At 47.9% G+C, this 17,506-nt stretch carries 18 protein-coding genes; 2 read left to right on the plus strand and 16 right to left on the minus strand.

What is annotated here, in order from left to right:
- Positions 1–92: 92 nt before the first annotated feature.
- The 3 genes from GVY43_RS09230 to rho all read right to left on the minus strand — a co-directional run bounded on the left by GVY43_RS09230 (position 93) and on the right by rho (position 3,078).
- Positions 93–1,316 (minus strand): sodium:proton antiporter, encoded by a 1,224-nt coding sequence (locus GVY43_RS09230; RefSeq protein ID WP_159562983.1) that lies wholly within the window; start codon positions 1,314–1,316, stop codon positions 93–95.
- Positions 1,317–1,415: 99 nt separating this feature from the next.
- Complete coding sequence (locus GVY43_RS09235; protein WP_012727387.1) at positions 1,416–1,658, minus strand: type B 50S ribosomal protein L31; 243 nt, start codon at positions 1,656–1,658, stop codon at positions 1,416–1,418.
- Between the two features lie 82 nt (positions 1,659–1,740).
- Positions 1,741–3,078, minus strand: coding sequence for a transcription termination factor Rho (gene rho, locus GVY43_RS09240; protein WP_012727388.1), 1,338 nt, complete (start codon positions 3,076–3,078; stop codon positions 1,741–1,743).
- Between the two features lie 382 nt (positions 3,079–3,460).
- On the opposite strand from rho, the gene GVY43_RS09245 reads away from it, so the two are divergent.
- On the plus strand, positions 3,461–4,156 hold the full coding sequence (locus tag GVY43_RS09245) for a C40 family peptidase (protein ID WP_159562984.1): 696 nt from the start codon (positions 3,461–3,463) through the stop codon (positions 4,154–4,156).
- Between the two features lie 39 nt (positions 4,157–4,195).
- On the opposite strand, the gene GVY43_RS09250 is transcribed toward GVY43_RS09245, so the two are convergent.
- The 10 genes from GVY43_RS09250 to GVY43_RS09295 form a co-directional block, all read right to left on the minus strand.
- Positions 4,196–4,681, minus strand: a complete 486-nt coding sequence (locus GVY43_RS09250; RefSeq protein ID WP_159562985.1) for a DUF421 domain-containing protein — start codon at positions 4,679–4,681, stop codon at positions 4,196–4,198.
- Between the two features lie 12 nt (positions 4,682–4,693).
- Complete coding sequence (locus tag GVY43_RS09255) at positions 4,694–5,464, minus strand: ABC transporter permease (protein WP_159562986.1); 771 nt, start codon at positions 5,462–5,464, stop codon at positions 4,694–4,696.
- Positions 5,454–6,380: an ATP-binding cassette domain-containing protein gene (locus GVY43_RS09260; protein ID WP_159562987.1), complete on the minus strand. Its 927-nt coding sequence runs from the start codon at positions 6,378–6,380 to the stop codon at positions 5,454–5,456. The genes GVY43_RS09255 and GVY43_RS09260 overlap by 11 nt, the downstream gene beginning before the upstream one ends.
- A gap of 87 nt (positions 6,381–6,467) precedes the next feature.
- The gene (gene glpX, locus GVY43_RS09265) at positions 6,468–7,439 is read right to left on the minus strand and encodes a class II fructose-bisphosphatase (RefSeq protein ID WP_031422214.1); all 972 of its coding nucleotides are present in this window, start codon (positions 7,437–7,439) and stop codon (positions 6,468–6,470) included.
- Between the two features lie 14 nt (positions 7,440–7,453).
- Positions 7,454–8,710: a UDP-N-acetylglucosamine 1-carboxyvinyltransferase gene (gene murA, locus GVY43_RS09270; RefSeq protein WP_159562988.1), complete on the minus strand. Its 1,257-nt coding sequence runs from the start codon at positions 8,708–8,710 to the stop codon at positions 7,454–7,456.
- A 27-nt stretch (positions 8,711–8,737) separates the two neighbouring features.
- Positions 8,738–9,388, minus strand: a complete 651-nt coding sequence (gene fsa, locus GVY43_RS09275) for a fructose-6-phosphate aldolase (protein WP_031422210.1) — start codon at positions 9,386–9,388, stop codon at positions 8,738–8,740.
- A 154-nt stretch (positions 9,389–9,542) separates the two neighbouring features.
- Positions 9,543–10,397, minus strand: a complete 855-nt coding sequence (fba, locus tag GVY43_RS09280; RefSeq protein ID WP_159562989.1) for a class II fructose-1,6-bisphosphate aldolase — start codon at positions 10,395–10,397, stop codon at positions 9,543–9,545.
- A gap of 161 nt (positions 10,398–10,558) precedes the next feature.
- The gene (locus tag GVY43_RS09285) at positions 10,559–10,918 is read right to left on the minus strand and encodes a response regulator (protein WP_074035685.1); all 360 of its coding nucleotides are present in this window, start codon (positions 10,916–10,918) and stop codon (positions 10,559–10,561) included.
- Between the two features lie 91 nt (positions 10,919–11,009).
- Entirely contained in the window at positions 11,010–11,369 is a 360-nt protein-coding gene (locus GVY43_RS09290) for a YxeA family protein (RefSeq protein ID WP_159562990.1), read from the minus strand.
- A gap of 124 nt (positions 11,370–11,493) precedes the next feature.
- Positions 11,494–13,152, minus strand: coding sequence for a glycerol-3-phosphate dehydrogenase/oxidase (locus tag GVY43_RS09295; protein ID WP_159562991.1), 1,659 nt, complete (start codon positions 13,150–13,152; stop codon positions 11,494–11,496).
- A gap of 261 nt (positions 13,153–13,413) precedes the next feature.
- On the opposite strand from GVY43_RS09295, the gene GVY43_RS09300 reads away from it, so the two are divergent.
- Positions 13,414–14,529: an NADH-dependent flavin oxidoreductase gene (locus tag GVY43_RS09300; RefSeq protein ID WP_159562992.1), complete on the plus strand. Its 1,116-nt coding sequence runs from the start codon at positions 13,414–13,416 to the stop codon at positions 14,527–14,529.
- A gap of 38 nt (positions 14,530–14,567) precedes the next feature.
- Here GVY43_RS09300 and GVY43_RS09305 read toward each other — a convergent pair whose 3' ends face one another.
- The 3 genes from GVY43_RS09305 to GVY43_RS09315 all read right to left on the minus strand — a co-directional run bounded on the left by GVY43_RS09305 (position 14,568) and on the right by GVY43_RS09315 (position 17,433).
- Complete coding sequence (locus GVY43_RS09305) at positions 14,568–15,896, minus strand: polysaccharide deacetylase family protein (RefSeq protein WP_074035676.1); 1,329 nt, start codon at positions 15,894–15,896, stop codon at positions 14,568–14,570.
- Positions 15,897–16,010: 114 nt separating this feature from the next.
- Positions 16,011–16,559, minus strand: a complete 549-nt coding sequence (locus GVY43_RS09310) for a GNAT family N-acetyltransferase (RefSeq protein ID WP_074035674.1) — start codon at positions 16,557–16,559, stop codon at positions 16,011–16,013.
- 31 nt (positions 16,560–16,590) lie between these two features.
- Entirely contained in the window at positions 16,591–17,433 is an 843-nt protein-coding gene (locus tag GVY43_RS09315; RefSeq protein ID WP_074035815.1) for a TVP38/TMEM64 family protein, read from the minus strand.
- Between the last annotated feature and the right edge of the window lie 73 nt (positions 17,434–17,506).

Genomic DNA, 17,506 nt, shown 5'->3' on the forward strand with positions numbered 1-17,506 from the left:
TCCATCGATAATCGCTTTCCGATTATACCTATCTTTCGAGTTGAGGAAAAGGGTTGACTTCTCCTAAATACTGATTGAAAGAACTCCGTCCTTTATTCATCAGCGTTCGCCTCTTTTTGTTCATCGATTAATTTCAATTTTCGCGCAAGCGGTCGAATCGTGAGACCGTGCAGTGTAACGGAAATGAAGACGAGACCGAGTGTGAGCGGCAACATTTGCTTCGCATCGTCAATCCCGAGATGCGCGACTTCTTCAGCAAAGAATCCCGCGACCGTCATCGCGACAATCCCGCGTGGGGCAATCCAACCAATGAACCCTCGTTCCGCTAGCGGCAAACCTCCACCGACGGTCGACAAGTAAATCGCAACTGGGCGAACCAAGAACAGGATGCCCGCAATCGTCAAGAGAAGCGGCCATTGGAAAATATTCAACAGCTCTGCCCGAGACAGGGAAGCCGTCAACAAGATGAAGACAGATGAGATGAGCAAGATTGAAATATCCTCTTTGAATGATTGCAGTTCTTCGATGATTTCTTCATCCCGATGTTTCGTATTGGCCATCGTCATCCCCATCGCCGTAACGGCGAGCAGCCCGACTTCATGCATCATAAGCTCACTGAGTGAGAATAAGATGAGGACAGCCGTCAACGTAACCGAGGCACGGAGATAGCGAGGTACTTTTTCTGCCACAAACCATCCCATCAAGAGATGGCCGAACAAGTAACCGAGTCCAATCCCTACAATACAGGCACCTGCAAAGAGGAGTTGCATCCATAAATCCATACCTTCATATACGATGTATCCAAGTCGAACGACGAAGAGCCCGAGTAATGCTCCAACAGGGTCGACAATGATGCCTTCCCATTTCAAAATCGCTCCGACTCGATCTTTCAAGTGTGCCTGACGCAACAACGGAATGACGACAGTCGGACCCGTCACGACGAAGAGCGCCCCCATCGTCCAGGCGACGACCCAATGTAACCCTCCTACATATTGAATGAGTAGCGACATCCCGACAAATGAGAGCGCGACTCCAATCGTGACAATCCGGACGATCGACCTCCGGAACTGATTGATTTCGCTAAAGTGAAGCCCAAGACTTCCTTCGAATAAGATGATGGCGACCGCAAACGAAATGATCGGACTATATAAATCCCCTAATAATTCACGCGGATCGAACAGCCCGAGGATCGGACCCGCCAATACTCCAGCGAGCGTCATAATGATGATTGCCGGGATTTGATAACGCCATGCCAACCATTGAGACATGATGCCGACCCCGATCAACAAGCTAATACTAATGAGTATAAATTCCATAACGGCCCCCTCACGACATACTTTCGTCTCTTTACCCGTGTCGATGCAACAAAAAACCGCCAAGGGCAATCCCTAGGCGGTGAGCATACAACTTTACGATTAACGTTGGTATTTCTTGTTGAAGCGCTCGATACGACCATCTGCAGATGCGAATTTCTGGCGACCTGTGTAGAACGGGTGCGAATCAGAAGATACATCGACACGGATGAGTGGGTACTCGTTTCCATCTTCCATCGTGATTGTCTCGTTAGAGTAACGAGTTGAACCAGTGATGAATTTGAATTCTGTCGTCGAGTCCATGAATACGACTTTACGGTATTCTGGGTGGATTCCTTGTTTCATTGCTTTTCAACTCCTTCGGCCCTAAGTATTCTTTCAACCTAGAGAAAGTTCACTAGAATATAATATCACCCTACTATAGGTTTTACAAGTCTGTTTTCGTTTTTTTCACCGGTCGTCTTTTTTTCTTATCTGCCTCTAGCGCAGCAAAAAAGTCGAGGTTTGTTTTCGTCTCACGGACACGGCGTAAGAACTGTTCGACGAAGTCTGGAGACTCGTTCATCGTACGACGAATCGTCCAGAGCGAATCGAGTTCGTCCTTCCCGAGTAACAACTCTTCTTTCCGTGTTCCCGAGCGACGAATGTCGATTGCAGGGAAGATCCGGCGCTCTGCCAATTTCCGGTCCAGATGCAGTTCCATGTTCCCTGTTCCTTTGAACTCTTCATAGATGACGTCGTCCATTCGCGATCCGGTATCGACGAGCGCTGTCGCGAGGATAGTCAAGCTACCTCCATCCTCGATATTCCGTGCCGCTCCGAAGAACTTTTTCGGTTTGTGGAACGCCGCCGGGTCAATCCCCCCCGAGAGTGTCCGTCCGCTTGGTGGAACAGACAGGTTGTACGCACGCGTCAAGCGTGTGATGGAATCGAGTAGGATGACCACGTCTTTCTTATGTTCCACGAGACGCATCGCGCGTTCGAGAACGAGTTCTGAAATACGCGCATGGTTTTCCGGTGTCTCATCAAAAGTCGAGAACGCCACGTCCGCATCCGGTACAGAGCGTTGAATATCCGTCACTTCCTCTGGTCGTTCATCGATTAGAAGAATGATTAATTCGACGTTCGGATGATTCGTCGTGATCGAGTTGGCAATTTCTTTTAAAAGCGACGTTTTCCCCGCTTTTGGTGGTGCCACAATCAACCCGCGTTGGCCAAACCCGACTGGTGCGATCATATCCATGACACGAACCGAAAGATGGGTCGGCTCTGTCTCGAGCACCATCTGTTGTTCTGGATAAATCGGTGTCAATGCCGGGAAATAATCACGCGAACGCGTCGAGTCCGTCGACTCTCCGTTGACCGCTTCAACACTCAACAAACCTTGGAACCGTTCATTCTCTTTCGGTTTACGGACCTTTCCTGTGACAAGGTCCCCGTTTCGAAGATTAAAGCGACGAATTTGCGATGCAGCGATATAGATGTCTTCGGAAGATTGAGAATAGTTGATTGGTCGGAGGAATCCAAATCCGCCATCATTTTGAGACTGAGGATTCGGTGGGATGATCTCTAAAATACCTTCGAGGAAGTATAAATCTTTTGATTCAGCCTGTGATTTCAAAATACGGAACATGAGCTCACGCTTACGCGCTTCTCGAAAGTTCGGTACTTTGACTTCTTTAGCAATCTCATATAATTCTTTCAACGTCTTCGTTTCAAGCTCACGAAGTGTATAGTTCTTTGTCGGTTCTGTCTGTTGACTCATTCAAGTCACCTATCTTTCTACATTTCATTACAAGAAGCATTCAACTTGATTCATTTGTTCTGCCATCATCTAACCATATTTTGCCCGTGCCGTCACCGTGCAAAAATCACCTTTTGTTCAATCGTTTCCCTCTTGTACAAATCCTTACACAGTAAAAGATAGTTTTGTAACAAAATAAGTGCTATATCCACATATTGTTTCATTTTTGTTACAAGAAAACGCTTTTTTGACTTGCGATTGAAAAATGCTATCGGTCTTGCGCATGATATAGTTTATTTGCACAGGAAACCGGGTATATCCCGCAACTTGTGCTCTACCATTAAAAATTACTCGATTTGTCATATACGAATGTCTTGATTTTAAAAACGGAGGGATTTATACAATGTTAAAGCGTATCGCATCAATCGTCGTCGCTGCCACTGTCGCTTTCTCGGGTCTTATGTTCTCAACAGGTGAACAAGCAGAAGCCGCTACCGGTACATTTGCTTACTCGAAAGTAAACGGTTTGAACATCCGTACTGCCCCGTCACTTACATCATCGAAAGTCGTCGCGAAAATGGATAAAGGTCAACGCTATACATACCTTGGTAAATCCGGTTCGTTCTATAAAATCAACTACAAAGGCACACACCGTTATATCTCAGCTTCTTCAACGTACACATACTTGAAAGCGAACACGTCGACATCAACAACGGTTTCAACGTCATCTTCTAGCAAACGTTCGAAACTTGTCGCTGAATCGAAGAAATATCTCGGAACACCGTATCGCTATGGTGGAACAACAACTTCAGGGTTTGACTGCTCAGGATATACTGGACACGTGTACAAGAAAGCAATCGGAAAAACACTACCACGTTCTTCACGTCAGCAATACTCAAGCGCGAAGAAAATCTCGAAGTCATCGATCCAAGCAGGCGATCTCGTCTTCTTCTCACATTCAGGCGGAACGATTCAACACGTCGGAATGGCACTTAGCAAAACACAAATGATCAACTCAGAAACAGGCGGCGTGAAATACGCGAGCTTCACTTCTGGATACTGGGCACCACGCTATGTAGGCGCTGGATCATATCTCTAATACAATATCACGACTCGGTTCATCGGAACCGAGTCGTTTTTATTTGTTCACATGTTCAATTACATGACGAGAGTCTTTCAAAACAGAAAACGTTCCATCCGTTTCTATGATTACTGCTTCGACTTGTCCTAGAGGAGTGCCACTTGATCGAATCGCTTGAATGACCTCGATCTCTAAAATTCGTTCTTTTTGTAGATGTTCTCTCAAATAATCTCCTTTATAAAACAGTAGAGTTGGTTCTGATTTAATCATTTGATTCACAATGGAGAATCGCTTAGATAGTTTCGCTAATATATATTGTAAGACAATTAGTGTACCGAACGCAGTAAGTCCAGCCAATAAAGAGGTTTGTTGACTAGTCAAGGTCGTTGCCAAAATAGAACCAAGTGCAACGGTCACAATAAAATCAAATGCATTCATTTTTGCCAATGTACGCTTACCAGAAACACGCAACATGAGAATGATAGAAATATATGCTCCAATCCCTGTTAAAATAATCCGAATCATCGTTGATAGTTCCTGCATCAAACTCCTCCCTTATTTTTGCTTCAATGCCCCTCTCGCGTTCGTTGCCGCAAAGACGATCATGAGTACACTCATTGTACCCGCGACTGCGAGCCCTGCCGATAAAGCACCCCAGTCAATCTCCGGTTGCGTCAGAACCGCTCGCATCCCTTCGAAAATATACGTGGTTGGATTGAACGTCGCCGCCACTTTCAACCATTCGGCTTCAATCAATTCTTTCGGAACGAACGTCGTCGACAGGAAAATCAAAGGAAAGAACAACAATGTCCCTGCCTGTGCCGCTTGTGCATTTCGTGTTTTCAAGGCGACGCCCACTGAATATCCTGCGAAACCAAGTCCAAATCCGATTGCGAGTAATACCGTGAAAAAGAATCCAGCGGCACCGACAGGAATCGTGAGACCGAGGAGAAACGCGACAGCAAAAATAAGTAGCGTTTGGACGAGTAATTGCAACATCCCCGCAATCATCGGTCCGAGCACAATCGCCGTACGGGTCGCCGGTGTCAACAAGAGCCTTGCGAAATAGCCACTCTCAATATCTCGGACAAGCGCCTGACCCGTGCCTCCCGCTCCCCCGACTGCACCTGAAACAATGGATACGGGTAAGATGAAATTCAAATAGTCGCTCCCTTCGAACTGAGGCAACGAGGCCACGCTCGACAAGCCACTCGTATACACAAGTAAAAAGAATACAGAAATGATCAAGTTCGGGATGAATGAAAACGGATTTCGAATAGTCGTCAGCAAACTCCGTTTCGTGAATAGCCATGTCTCAGTCCACACGGATCTCGCCTCCTTCATACGATTCGCCTGTCACTTTCAAGAATACATCATCGAGCGATGGTTGCTTGACAGTCAATCGTTCAGGCTGCAACCCTTGTTCATCCAAGGAACGAACAATCTCAGTCAACGTCATGTCACGTAACTCAAACGATACATGTGTGCCATTCGAAGATGTATGAAATCGCGTCGCGGCAAGGGTCGCTTCAGATTCTGTAGCGAAGTCCATCGAAATCGTCTCTCCACCGACGAGCTGTTTCAATTCCTCGGCCGTTCCTTCACTCACAATCTTCCCGTGATTGATGATTGCAATCCGGTCAGCCAACTCATCTGCCTCCTCTAAGTATTGGGTCGTTAAAAAAATCGTCGTCCCGAATTCCTCGTTCAATCGGCGTACTTCATTCCAAATTTCGATTCGGCTCGCCGGATCGAGTCCGGTCGTCGGTTCGTCTAAAAACAAGACCGTCGGACGATGGACGAGTGTGAGAGCCAAGTCGAGACGTCGTCGCATCCCACCGGAATAGGTACCACTCCGGCGATCGGCCGCATCCGTCAGTGAAACGACTTCGAGTAACTCATCGGCTCGACGTTGCGCCTCTTCATTCGACATCTTAAACAAACGCCCTTGTAAGACAAGGAGCTCTCGTCCCGTCAACACTTTATCGATTCCTGTTTCTTGTAAGGCAACTCCAATCGATAATCGGACATCTTTTTCTTGTTTAACGACATCGAATCCATTGACTCGTGCCGCTCCAGATGTCGGTCTCACGAGTGTCGTCAACATTTGCACCGTCGTCGATTTACCCGCACCGTTCGGACCTAAAAACGCAAAGATTTCTCCTTCTTTCACGAAAAATGACACGTCATCGACAGCTGGAACATCCTTGAATGTTTTGACGAGTCCTTCAACCTGAATCATCACACCCACCTCCTGACTATCCATTCCCGTTTTCTGACGCTTTCACCACAAAAAAGTCGTGGACGTTTTCACATCCACGACTTCTGATTATTCTGGTTTCATGACCATTTTTGGTTTTTTCTTAAGTGAGTGGTTCCCTTCGACGAAACGAACGGTACCGGACTTGGCACGCATGACGACCGAATGGGTCTGTCCGCCTTGTGACGTGAATTGGACTCCACGTAACAGCTCACCATCTGTGACGCCGGTCGCCGCAAAGATACAATCTTCACCTTTCACCAAATCATTGAGGAGGAGGATTCGATCCGTATCTTCGATTCCCATGTCATGGCAACGTTGTTTCTGCGCTTCATCTTCCGGGAGCAAACGCCCTTGGAAGTCTCCACCTAAACACTTCATTGCGACTGCAGCGATGACACCTTCTGGCGCCCCGCCTGAACCGAGCAACAAATCGACACCCGTTTTCGGGAAAGCGGTGTTGATGGCCGCGGCGACGTCCCCGTCCGGAATCAATTTGATTCGCGCACCGGTCGCGCGGACACGTTGAATGGTTTCTTCGTGACGGTCCCGATGTAAAATCGTGACGACGACATCTTCCACGTTTTTCTTCTTCGCTTTCGCCACGATTTCAATGTTCTCTTCAATCGAGTTGTCGAGACTGACGAGACCTGCCGCTTCCGGTCCGACGGCAATTTTATCCATGTACATGTCTGGAGCATGAAGGAGATCGCCTGCATCCGCGACCGCGAGAACCGCAAGTGCTCCCCACGTTCCGGTCGCTACGATGTTTGTCCCTTCTAACGGATCGACTGCGACATCGAGACGAGAACCGTAGCCATTTCCGACTTTTTCTCCGATGTATAGCATCGGGGCCTCATCCATCTCCCCTTCACCGATGACGACAATCCCTTTCATCGGAATCGTGTCAAATACGTCGCGCATGGCCGTCGTTGCCGCATCATCCGCTTCGACTTTCAATCCTCGTCCCATCCAACGGGCTGAAGCAAGTGCCGCCGCTTCTGTCACCCGAACCAGTTCCATCGATAAACTTCGTTCCACCCGAAATCTCCCCTTTATACCTCGGTTTGTTCCTCCACCCAAACGAGCGCACCGAGTTGTTTTAATTTGCCGACAAAGTCGACATACGAATCATTCAGTCGTTCCGCATGTAGTAGCGTCGATTCACCAGAAGCTTGGAGCGCTGACAGTACCAGGGCCGCAGCACTCCGTGCATCGGTGCATTCCATCTCTGCGTTCGCCAGCTTATTGCCGCCACGAATCACAGCCGATGCATCCTCCAGTGTAATTTGCGCATTCATCCGTCGCATCTCGGCGATGTGGCGGAATCGTTGCGCATACAATTTATCGGTGACAACACTCGTTCCGTCAGCTTTTAATAAGGCTGCCGTCATCACCGGTTGCAAGTCGCTCGGGTACCCGGAGTAATGGAACACACGAATGTCTGTTGGCATGAATTGGTTCGCCGTCACGGTAATTGACTCTTCACCGACCTCGACGTCCGCTCCGAAGTCCAACAGTTTTTGGATGACCCCTTCAAGATGTGTGGGAATGACCGGTTGAACGGTCACGTGACCAGACACTGCACCGAACATCATGAACGTTCCGGCCTCGAGACGATCCGGAATCAGTGTGTGCGTACAACCGTGGAGCCGCTCTACCCCTTTGATTCGAATCTCATCCGTTCCGGCCCCACTCACATGTGCCCCCATCGATGTGAGCATCGTTGCCACATCGACGACTTCAGGGTCGCAAGCCGCATTTTCGATGACTGTCGTCCCTGTCGCTAGAACAGCCGCAAGCATCGCACTCACGGTTGCCCCAAACGACCGCAAGTCCAAGTAAATTCGATTCCCGACAAGTTCATCGACCCGGACATGATAGAGACCTGATTCATTCTCGACATGAATGCCGAGACGTTCCAACGCTTTCAAATGTAAGTCAATCGGCCGTGGACCAATCGCATATCCTCCAGGTAACCCAACCGCCCCTTTTCCGAAGCGAGCCGCGAAGACCCCGAGCAAATAGACAGCGGCACGGACTTTACGTGTCTCAGAACCGAGGAGGGGCATGGCAACTGCTTCATTCGAATGAATCGTCATTCGTTCGCCATTCCGCTCTACTCGTACCCCTAATTCTTTCAACAAATTGACCATCACTTCCACATCTTCAATCATCGGAACGTTTTCAATCGTTACCGACTCTTCCGTGAGAAGTGCAGCCACAAGGCAAGGGAGAGCGCTCTGTTTCGCTCCGCTAATCTCGACGGTTCCTTCTAGTTTTTGCTGCCCAACGATATGGAGAATTTCCACGCTGATCAAAACCTTTCTACGACGGACTTATTTGGATTGAGCGTTGTTCCAATCCGCTAAAAACTGCTCAATGCCTTTGTCTGTGAGCGGATGTTTCATCATTTGTTCGATAACTTTGTAAGGGACTGTGGCAATGTCAGCCCCAAGGAGTGCAGCTTTTGTCACGTGAACCGGATGACGCACAGATGCTGCGATAATTTCTGTCTCGATACCATGGATCGCAAAGATGTTGGCAATGGTCTCCACTAAATCTAGCCCATCTTGTCCGATGTCATCCAAGCGTCCGATGAATGGAGAAACGTATGATGCCCCAGCGCGCGCCGCAAGTAACGCTTGGTTGGCGTTAAAGATGAGCGTGACATTCGTCTTGATCCCAAGCTCTTTGAACTGTTTTACCGCTTCCATCCCCGCAGGTGTCATCGGTACCTTTACCGTAATATTCGGCGCGATGGCGGCAAGTTCCTTTCCTTCTTCCACCATACCCGACGCATCAAGTGCAATAACTTCGGCGCTGACCGAGAGATCCCCGACGATCTCACAGATTTCACGAAGTCTTGTATGGAAATCGACACCTTCTTTGGCGACGAGCGATGGATTCGTCGTCACGCCTCCAATGACGCCCATTTGATGAGCTTTTTTAATGTCTTCCACATTTGCTGTGTCAATGAAAAAACGCATATGTGTCTCCTCCTTAATTTGTGATCGCTTACAATCTCTATTATGAGGAAAGACTGGTCGAATTACTACTCCCTTTGTCAGATTCGACAAACGGTGATATAGGAAACGATACAAAAAGTCGGTCCTCATAGAGAACCGACTTAATCAAACAGGATTATGCTTGGTTGCTTGAACCAAACTCACGCATCTTGCCAGTAACGACGTTATAAATCGCTTCGATACCAGGTCCGATAATTTTACGTGGGTCATATACTTTTGCATCAGCAGCAACTTTCTCACGTACTGCACGAGTCCATTCTTGTTGGCACTCAGTGTTGACGTTGATTTTGCTGTGGCCGAGCTCGATTGCTTTTTTGATTTGGTGCTCAGGAATTCCTGATCCGCCGTGAAGAACGAGTGGTGTTTTAGTCGCTTCCGCGATTTCTTCCATCTCTTTGAATCCAAGTTTTGGCTCGCCTTGGTATTCACCGTGTACAGAACCGAGTGCTGCAGCAAGTGCATCCACTTTCGCTTCTTTTACAACACGTACACACTCATCGAGGTCAGCGTATTGTACGCCACCAACAACGCCGTCTTCTTCGCCGCCAACTGTACCGACTTCTGCCTCAACAGAAGCACCTTTAGCGTGCGCGTACTCGACAACTTGTTTCGTCATTTCGATGTTTTCATCGATTGGGTGGTGTGAACCGTCAATCATGACTGACGTGAAACCAGCGTCGATCGCTGCTTTACACTTATCGAATGAAGAACCGTGGTCAAGGTGGATTGCAACTGGAACAGTGATGTTGTAGTCGTGCATAAGACCTTCAACCATTTTGACAACTGTCGTAAAGCCACCCATGTACTTCGCTGCACCTTCTGATACACCGAGGATTACTGGTGATTTCTCGTCTTCCGCAGCGCGAAGAATCGCTTGCGTCCACTCGAGGTTGTTGATGTTGAATTGGCCGACTGCATACTTGCCTTCGAATGCTTTGTTAAGCATTTCTGTCATTGATACTAATGGCATAATGACATCCTCCTGTCTGTTCGCTATTATACACGTTTGGGAAAAGTTCCCCCGTGCAATTCGTTCCCATTATAACACACCGTAAAACATGTGCCTATGCTATTCGGGCATAGAAATGGCTTAGCGCAAGCGTTTACATATGTCATCTTGGTGACGAAACGTCAAATTTTCAAGACTTCTTTCACTTTTCCAATCATCCCATAAATATCAAACGGCTTCTCAAATTGTGCCGTGATCCCGAGACGACGCACTTCTTCAATCACCGTTTCTTCCCCAAATGCCGTCATGATCATGACGGGTGTGTCTAACTGTTTCTCGCGCATGCGACGTAATACTTCGTGTCCAAACATACGAGGCATATTCATATCGAGCAATACCAAATCATATTGCTCCCGCTCTAAAAATTCCCAGGCGCTGATGCCGTCTTGCGCCGTGTCCACGTCTACACCCATGTTCGTGAACACTTGCGCGAGCATCGTACGAATTCCGTCCTGGTCATCTGCTATTAACATCCGTGACATGCATGTCCCTTCTTTCATTCATCGTTTACCATATTCAAACAATTTAACCTTACCAAACTCATCTCTTTTTCGCGACGTCTATCTTTTGAAATCAAGGGAACGATGGCTCGGAATTCTCTTCTTCCTGTTCTTCCTTCAACTGTTCAGGTACGTCTAGCACATTCACCTGCTCGTAGTCGGTCACTTCCGCATCTTCTTCTTTCACAAATACTCGCAGATAGTTCCCTTCCGGTAACAACCCAGTGGTGGCAATAGACAGAGGACGTTTTTTTCCATCCTCGTCGTACCCGATGAGATCATAGCGATACCCCCCCGAGGTTTGCGTCGCCACTTCTGCACTTGGGACTTTGACATAATAGACATCGGCTAACAATCGATTGGGATCGACATAACGCCAACCTACTACTAATAGAATGCCAATCAATAGGATGGCAACGAGATTTCGTTTCATAAAAAATTCTCCCTCAATCTAAGAATCACTACTTATGAGGTATACCGTTATTCCGAATCGATGAAACCATGACACAAAAAAGGTTCATCCTATTTAGAATGAACCTTTCCTGCAATGCAGTGCATTACGATTCGACAGTCACAGGCACAACTGCGATTTCAATCTCCTTCTCCACTTCTTCACGCTCTTCTTTCAAACGCTCATCCGACCATTTGAAGACGTCGGCCATGCAACGAAGGACACCTTCTTTGTGTTGACGGACGAAATCGATATCAAAGAACATCGCACCGGTCCGGCGAATCAAGAAGTCGATGGCGCGTACGACCGATTCTTCTTCAATGCCATAAATCAACTGTGCATAGACGACCTCTGGCAAGTCATACGCGTTCGAGTCCATCCGCTCGATGACACGATCGATATTCGATCCGTATAGACGGACGAGTTCTTCCGCGTGCCCCGCGTCGAGACCATGATTTTGAAGTTCTTTCGTTTTCTTCTCGAGGAAATCTTTGAACCCTTTCGATCCGCCGACGTGACCACCTGACATCGGCATATGCTTCGTCCGGCTTGCCAAGTAGACGACGCCCTCTTCTTCTTTTAATAATTTCGCGACAAGGTCGACGACCGTTTCTGACATCTTCCGATACCCTGTCAATTTACCGCCGGCAATCGTGATCAAGCCGCTGTCTGACTGCCAAATTTCGTCCTTACGTGAAATTTCAGAAGGGTCTTTTCCTTCCTCATAAATCAACGGACGAATACCCGCCCAGCTTGATTCCACATCATCTGCCGTGACATGAACGTCTGGGAACATATAATGGATTGCATCCAAAATATAATCGCGGTCCTCTGTCGTCATGCGTGGATGCGCTTTGTTTTTATCAAAGAACGTATCCGTCGTTCCGACGTACGCTTTGTTTCCGCGTGGAATGGCAAAGACCATGCGCCCGTCTGGTGTGTCGAAATAAATTGCCTGTTTGAGTGGGAATTTCGATTGATCGATGACAAGGTGAATTCCCTTCGTCAAACGAAGCTGTTTGCCTTTTTTCGAGTTGTCTTCTTCCCGTAACTCATCGACCCATGGACCAGTCGCATTGATGATTTTTTTCGCATAGACGTCATATGTCGACCCATCGATTTGGTCTTCGACGTGTACCCCCGCCACTTTGCCGTTATCGTAAATCAGCCCGGTCACTTTGGCATAGTTCATAAGAAGCGCGCCGTGATTCGCGGCCTCTTTCGCCACTTCGATTGTCAATCGTGCATCATCCGTCCGATACTCGACATAGTATCCACCACCGACTAAGTCATCTTTTTTGACGAGCGGTGCTTTTTTGATGACTTCATTCGGTTTGAGCATCATGCGACGTTCTGCCCGTTTGACGCCTGCGAGGAAGTCATACACCATGAGTCCGATTGAAGTTGAGAAAGGACCAAACGTGCCTCCCTTGTGCATCGGTAATAGCATCTGTTCCGGTGTCGTGACATGTGGACCGTTCTCATACACGATGGCACGCTCTTTCCCGACTTCTGCGACGAGCGCCACTTCAAATTGTTTCAAATAGCGGAGTCCCCCGTGAACAAGTTTCGTCGAACGGCTTGACGTCCCGGCCGCAAAGTCTTGCATTTCGAGAACCGCTGTCTTCATCCCACGTGACGACGCATCGAGCGCAATCCCTGCTCCGGTTATCCCTCCACCGACAACAAGAACGTCATGACGTTCGCTTGTCAGTTGTTCGTATCGTTTCGCTCGTTCTTTCGCTGAGAAATTTCTGATTTCCATCTTATTCCCTCCTATAGTAAGTACGGTTCAATGAATAGAAAAAGAGACCACAACAAAAACAAGGCTTCCCCCTTCTGTTGTGGTCTCTCTATTGTCTCGAACCGAATATCAACTTTTCTCCTGTATTATACCCTATTCTTTTCAGTTCAATCATCTCTTACGCTTGCGCAATCTGTAATGTGTTCATTCACAAGCATCCGACTCGCATTTTTGAGTCGAGAAGCTTAGACTTCAAGGTATCATGTTGAAGGAGGATTTCAGATGAAACGTATGTTACAACCTTTTCAATTCAAAAATGGCGTCGAAGTACCGAACCGACTCGTCTTGGCTCCGATGACACATTACTCATCAGAACCAACGGGCGAAGTATCCGAGCATGAGCTCGCCTACTATCGGAAACGGGCGCAAAACGTCGGGCTTGCGATTACAGCATGCGCGTACGTGACAGAAGACGGGAAAGGTTTCCCGAACGCATTCGGGGTCAATGACGACAAATTCATCCCGGGTCTCCGTCAATTGGCGGAAAGTTTAAAAGCGGAAGGTGCAAAAGCCATCCTTCAAATTTTCCACGCCGGACGGATGTCACCACCTGAACTCGTCCCGAACGAACAACCTGTCAGTGCAAGTGCTGTCGCGCCTGTCCGAGAAGGCGCCGTCACACCACGTGCCCTCGAGACATCAGAGGTCGAAGCCATTATCGAGGCGTTCGGTGAAGCGACGCGTCGGGCCATCGAAGCCGGGTTTGATGGCGTCGAGATTCACGGAGCGAACACCTACTTGATTCAACAATTCTTCTCACCGCACTCAAATCGCCGTGAAGATCGCTTCGGCGGTGATGTTCATGGACGTTTGACGTTCCCACGCGAAGTCATTCGTCGTGTGAAAGAAGCAGCTGCAGATGCAGAAGACTTCTTAGTCGGCTATCGTTTCTCACCGGAAGAAATCGAAGAGCCAGGAATCACACTCGACGACACGGATGTGTTACTCGATATGATTTTAGAAGAGGACGTCGATTATATTCACGCTTCTCTCTGGAACTTCAATACAGCTTCCATGCGTGACGAGAATGTCACGGAGCGTTCGATAGACCGCATCGCCAATCGAATCAATGGTGCCATCCCACTCATCGGAGTCGGGCAACTCCAACGTCCGGCCCAAGTGGAAGACGCACTCGACATCGTCGATTTTGCCGCACTCGGTCGCGAACTGATCATCGATCCACAATGGCTGGAAAAAGTGGAATCGGACCGCGAAGACGAGATCGAGACAGAACTCGACTTGAACAAACAAGCCGAACTCGCTGTCCCAGCTCCGCTATGGAACGCCATCACGACACGTGCCGGTTGGTTCCCAATTAAAGATCAAGAAGTGAAATAAAAAAATGAACCTGCCGTTTATCACGGCGGGTTCATTTACTATTTCAACGTCAAGAGCTCACTCATCGTCACAAACGTGTACCCTTCACGTTTCAGCGCATCGAGAACTTTCGGCAACCCTTCAGCTGTGGACTCATGAATATCATGCATCAAGACAACAGCACTTGGATGGACATTGTCCATAATCAAGCGATACATTTGATCGGCATTACGGTGACTCCAATCAAGAGAATCGACCGTCCATAGTGCAAGGGTCTGCTCCTTTGTCTGAATGATCTGCTCAATCATTTCATTTTTAGCCCCGTATGGTGGACGAACCAATGATGGGCGTTGTCCCGTAAGCCTCTCAATTCGTTCATCAACCTGTTCGAGTTCCTCTTTGACTCCCTTCTCAGACAATTGTGTCAAATCCGGGTGATGTTCAGTATGATTTGCTAGCTCATGACCTGACAACGCTACTTGTCTCGCTACATCAGGATAGAATTCCATCTGACTCCCTAACATAAAGAACGTAGCACGCGCTTGGTATTTCTCAAGTGTCTCAAGAATGTGAGGTGTCACAATCGGATGGGGTCCATCATCGAACGTCAGTGCAACATATTTCCCATTGGGTTCAAGCGGCTTATTTGAGGGACTCATGATTGGAGAATCTTCTTGTGCAGTGGGCGTATCTAATTCGGATAACAAAAACGGCTCAACTTCCTTCATCGGAATATGAACTTCTACCACACCTGCCGCTCCCGCCGCCACTTCATACTCGTCAAATATGACATCTAGACCAGAGGACGTCAGTATCCACTTCGTCGATTTAGGGTGTTTAATCGCTTCACGTAACTGATCCTCAAATACGTATTCTTGATGTTGTAATTGTGTGATGACGCTATGCTTGAACCATTCTAATGCATGTTGGTCATCACGTAAGACATCATCCCATTCAACGAACGTTCCGTCCGAAAGGTTCATCCGAAATACGTCGACAGTGGTTTGACCATTCGCACCACCAGTGAATGCATAAGTATGAACGACTAGCGTGTATTCAGTCTGATTCGTTTGATATGTATCGGTCTGAATATTTAAGTGACCCGTTTGACCGTGACTAGGGGTGAGGTTGTGTTGAAATGCTTCTTTCTTTTCTAAAATGAATGCATCCAGCTCCTCGTTTAGCATTTCATAATCCGTTCTCGGAACAGAGATTGATGTCGTATATCTTTTCGCTTGTTCACTCTCTACCGTTAAGTGTAACCCGGGGTATTGTCCGGTAAAGGATGGTGTCGGAACTTTTTTAATCGTCGGGGCGGCTCCCGCGATGTAATACCATGTGCCCATCCCAATCAATAACATCACAATAACTAACATGTGTCGTTTCATTCTTATTCTCTCCTATTTAATTCAATCGATTCGATTGTAGCAAACTCTTCACGAATGAAATCGTCAATATGGCGACAAATATATACAAAATCATACAAAACAGGTACGTCGTCTTTAAATAGACGGCGTACCTGTTTTCATCCATTCTTCGCGTAACATGCCCATCCGAATCGAATCGTAGCGTTTCGCGTTCACGACACGCACTTGACGAATTCGACCTTCAAGCTGCATCCCTACTTTTTCAGCGACCCGCATCATTCGCTCGTTCCCTGACCATGTCGTCAATCCCACGCGGACGACCGGTAACGTTTCAAACAAATGTTTCGTCCATAGACGAAGGGCACGCGTCCCGACACCTCGATTCCAGCGGTCGGATTGATGCAAGATGATGCCCATCTCGAGCCACTCTCGTCCGGCATCTTCGAAATAATAGGAAACCGTGCCATATACCGTTCCACTGACCTCAATGACCCACATGTCTTCTTTTTTGATGAACGATCGCTCAATTTGCTGAAACTCTTCGTAAGACATTGACTTGTGTTCGAAGTAAGGCGCGTCCCACTGTTTCCATTCCGGTACCGCATCTCGATAAATCAATTCCCATAGTCGTGATAGATCCTGTTCTTCAATCGGTCGAATGACCACCTCTTGATCTTGTCGCATGTTGTCTTCCTCTCTATAAATCGTCCTTACCTTATTCTTGTGTCCCGTTCGAATCTCCTTTTTTTCGTTTGCGCCAAATGAACGCAAGAATCAAGACAATCACACTTGCCATGACAGAAGCGATCGCGATTGGACTCGAATCGGTCATAAACAATTGTCCAATCGAGACAGAATAAGCAAGTCCGAACGACGTGACGAGTTTTGCCCCGAACGCGATACCCGCAAAGCGCAGAAACGGTACACGACTAAACCCCGCAGCGAGACAGATGACCTCGTCAGGTAAAATCGGAATGATAAATAAGACGAGCAAGACACCAAGACCGTATCGATCGACATATCGATCGTACGTCTTCAGTTTTTCTTCATCGACCCAACGAATCATGCGCCCTCGACCAAATCGGGCCAGTCCATACATGACAAAGATTCCGAGTGTCGTCGCAACGCTTCCGACCAAAGCGGCACGAAACGGTCCGAGCGCGACACTCCCAATCGGCACGCTGACCGCTTCCGGAACGGGTAACGCAATAGGTTGTAAAAAGCTAAATGCTGCAAACACCCAGACCGCCTGTCGTTCATATTGTTCTAGTAAACGATCCAATCCGTATGTGTCATAAAGGATGAGTCCGAATGAAACATAATAGACGAGAACGAAAATCAAGAAGAGAGAGAACGTGATCTTCCACATCTGCTTTAGGATGACGCTCGAGCCGTCCCGAATCGCCCGAAGTAACCCGACCGAGAGGGCGAGTAAAACAACACCTGTCCAGCCAAGTTGATACGGCAATAAAAGGGAAGGCAAGACGACGAACGGCAACAGACTGAGCGCGACAAGCCCTAATCCATATCCAAGATAAATCGAATGTCGTTCTTTCATGTGCCCTCACCCTCTCCCCGTTCTACTTCTAGTGTACCCACAAAGTGATAGGGATGTATCCTGCCGAAGGCGC

It is taken from the genome of Exiguobacterium sp. 8H (genome assembly GCF_902506255.1).
Lineage (GTDB): Bacteria > Bacillota > Bacilli > Exiguobacteriales > Exiguobacteriaceae > Exiguobacterium > Exiguobacterium profundum.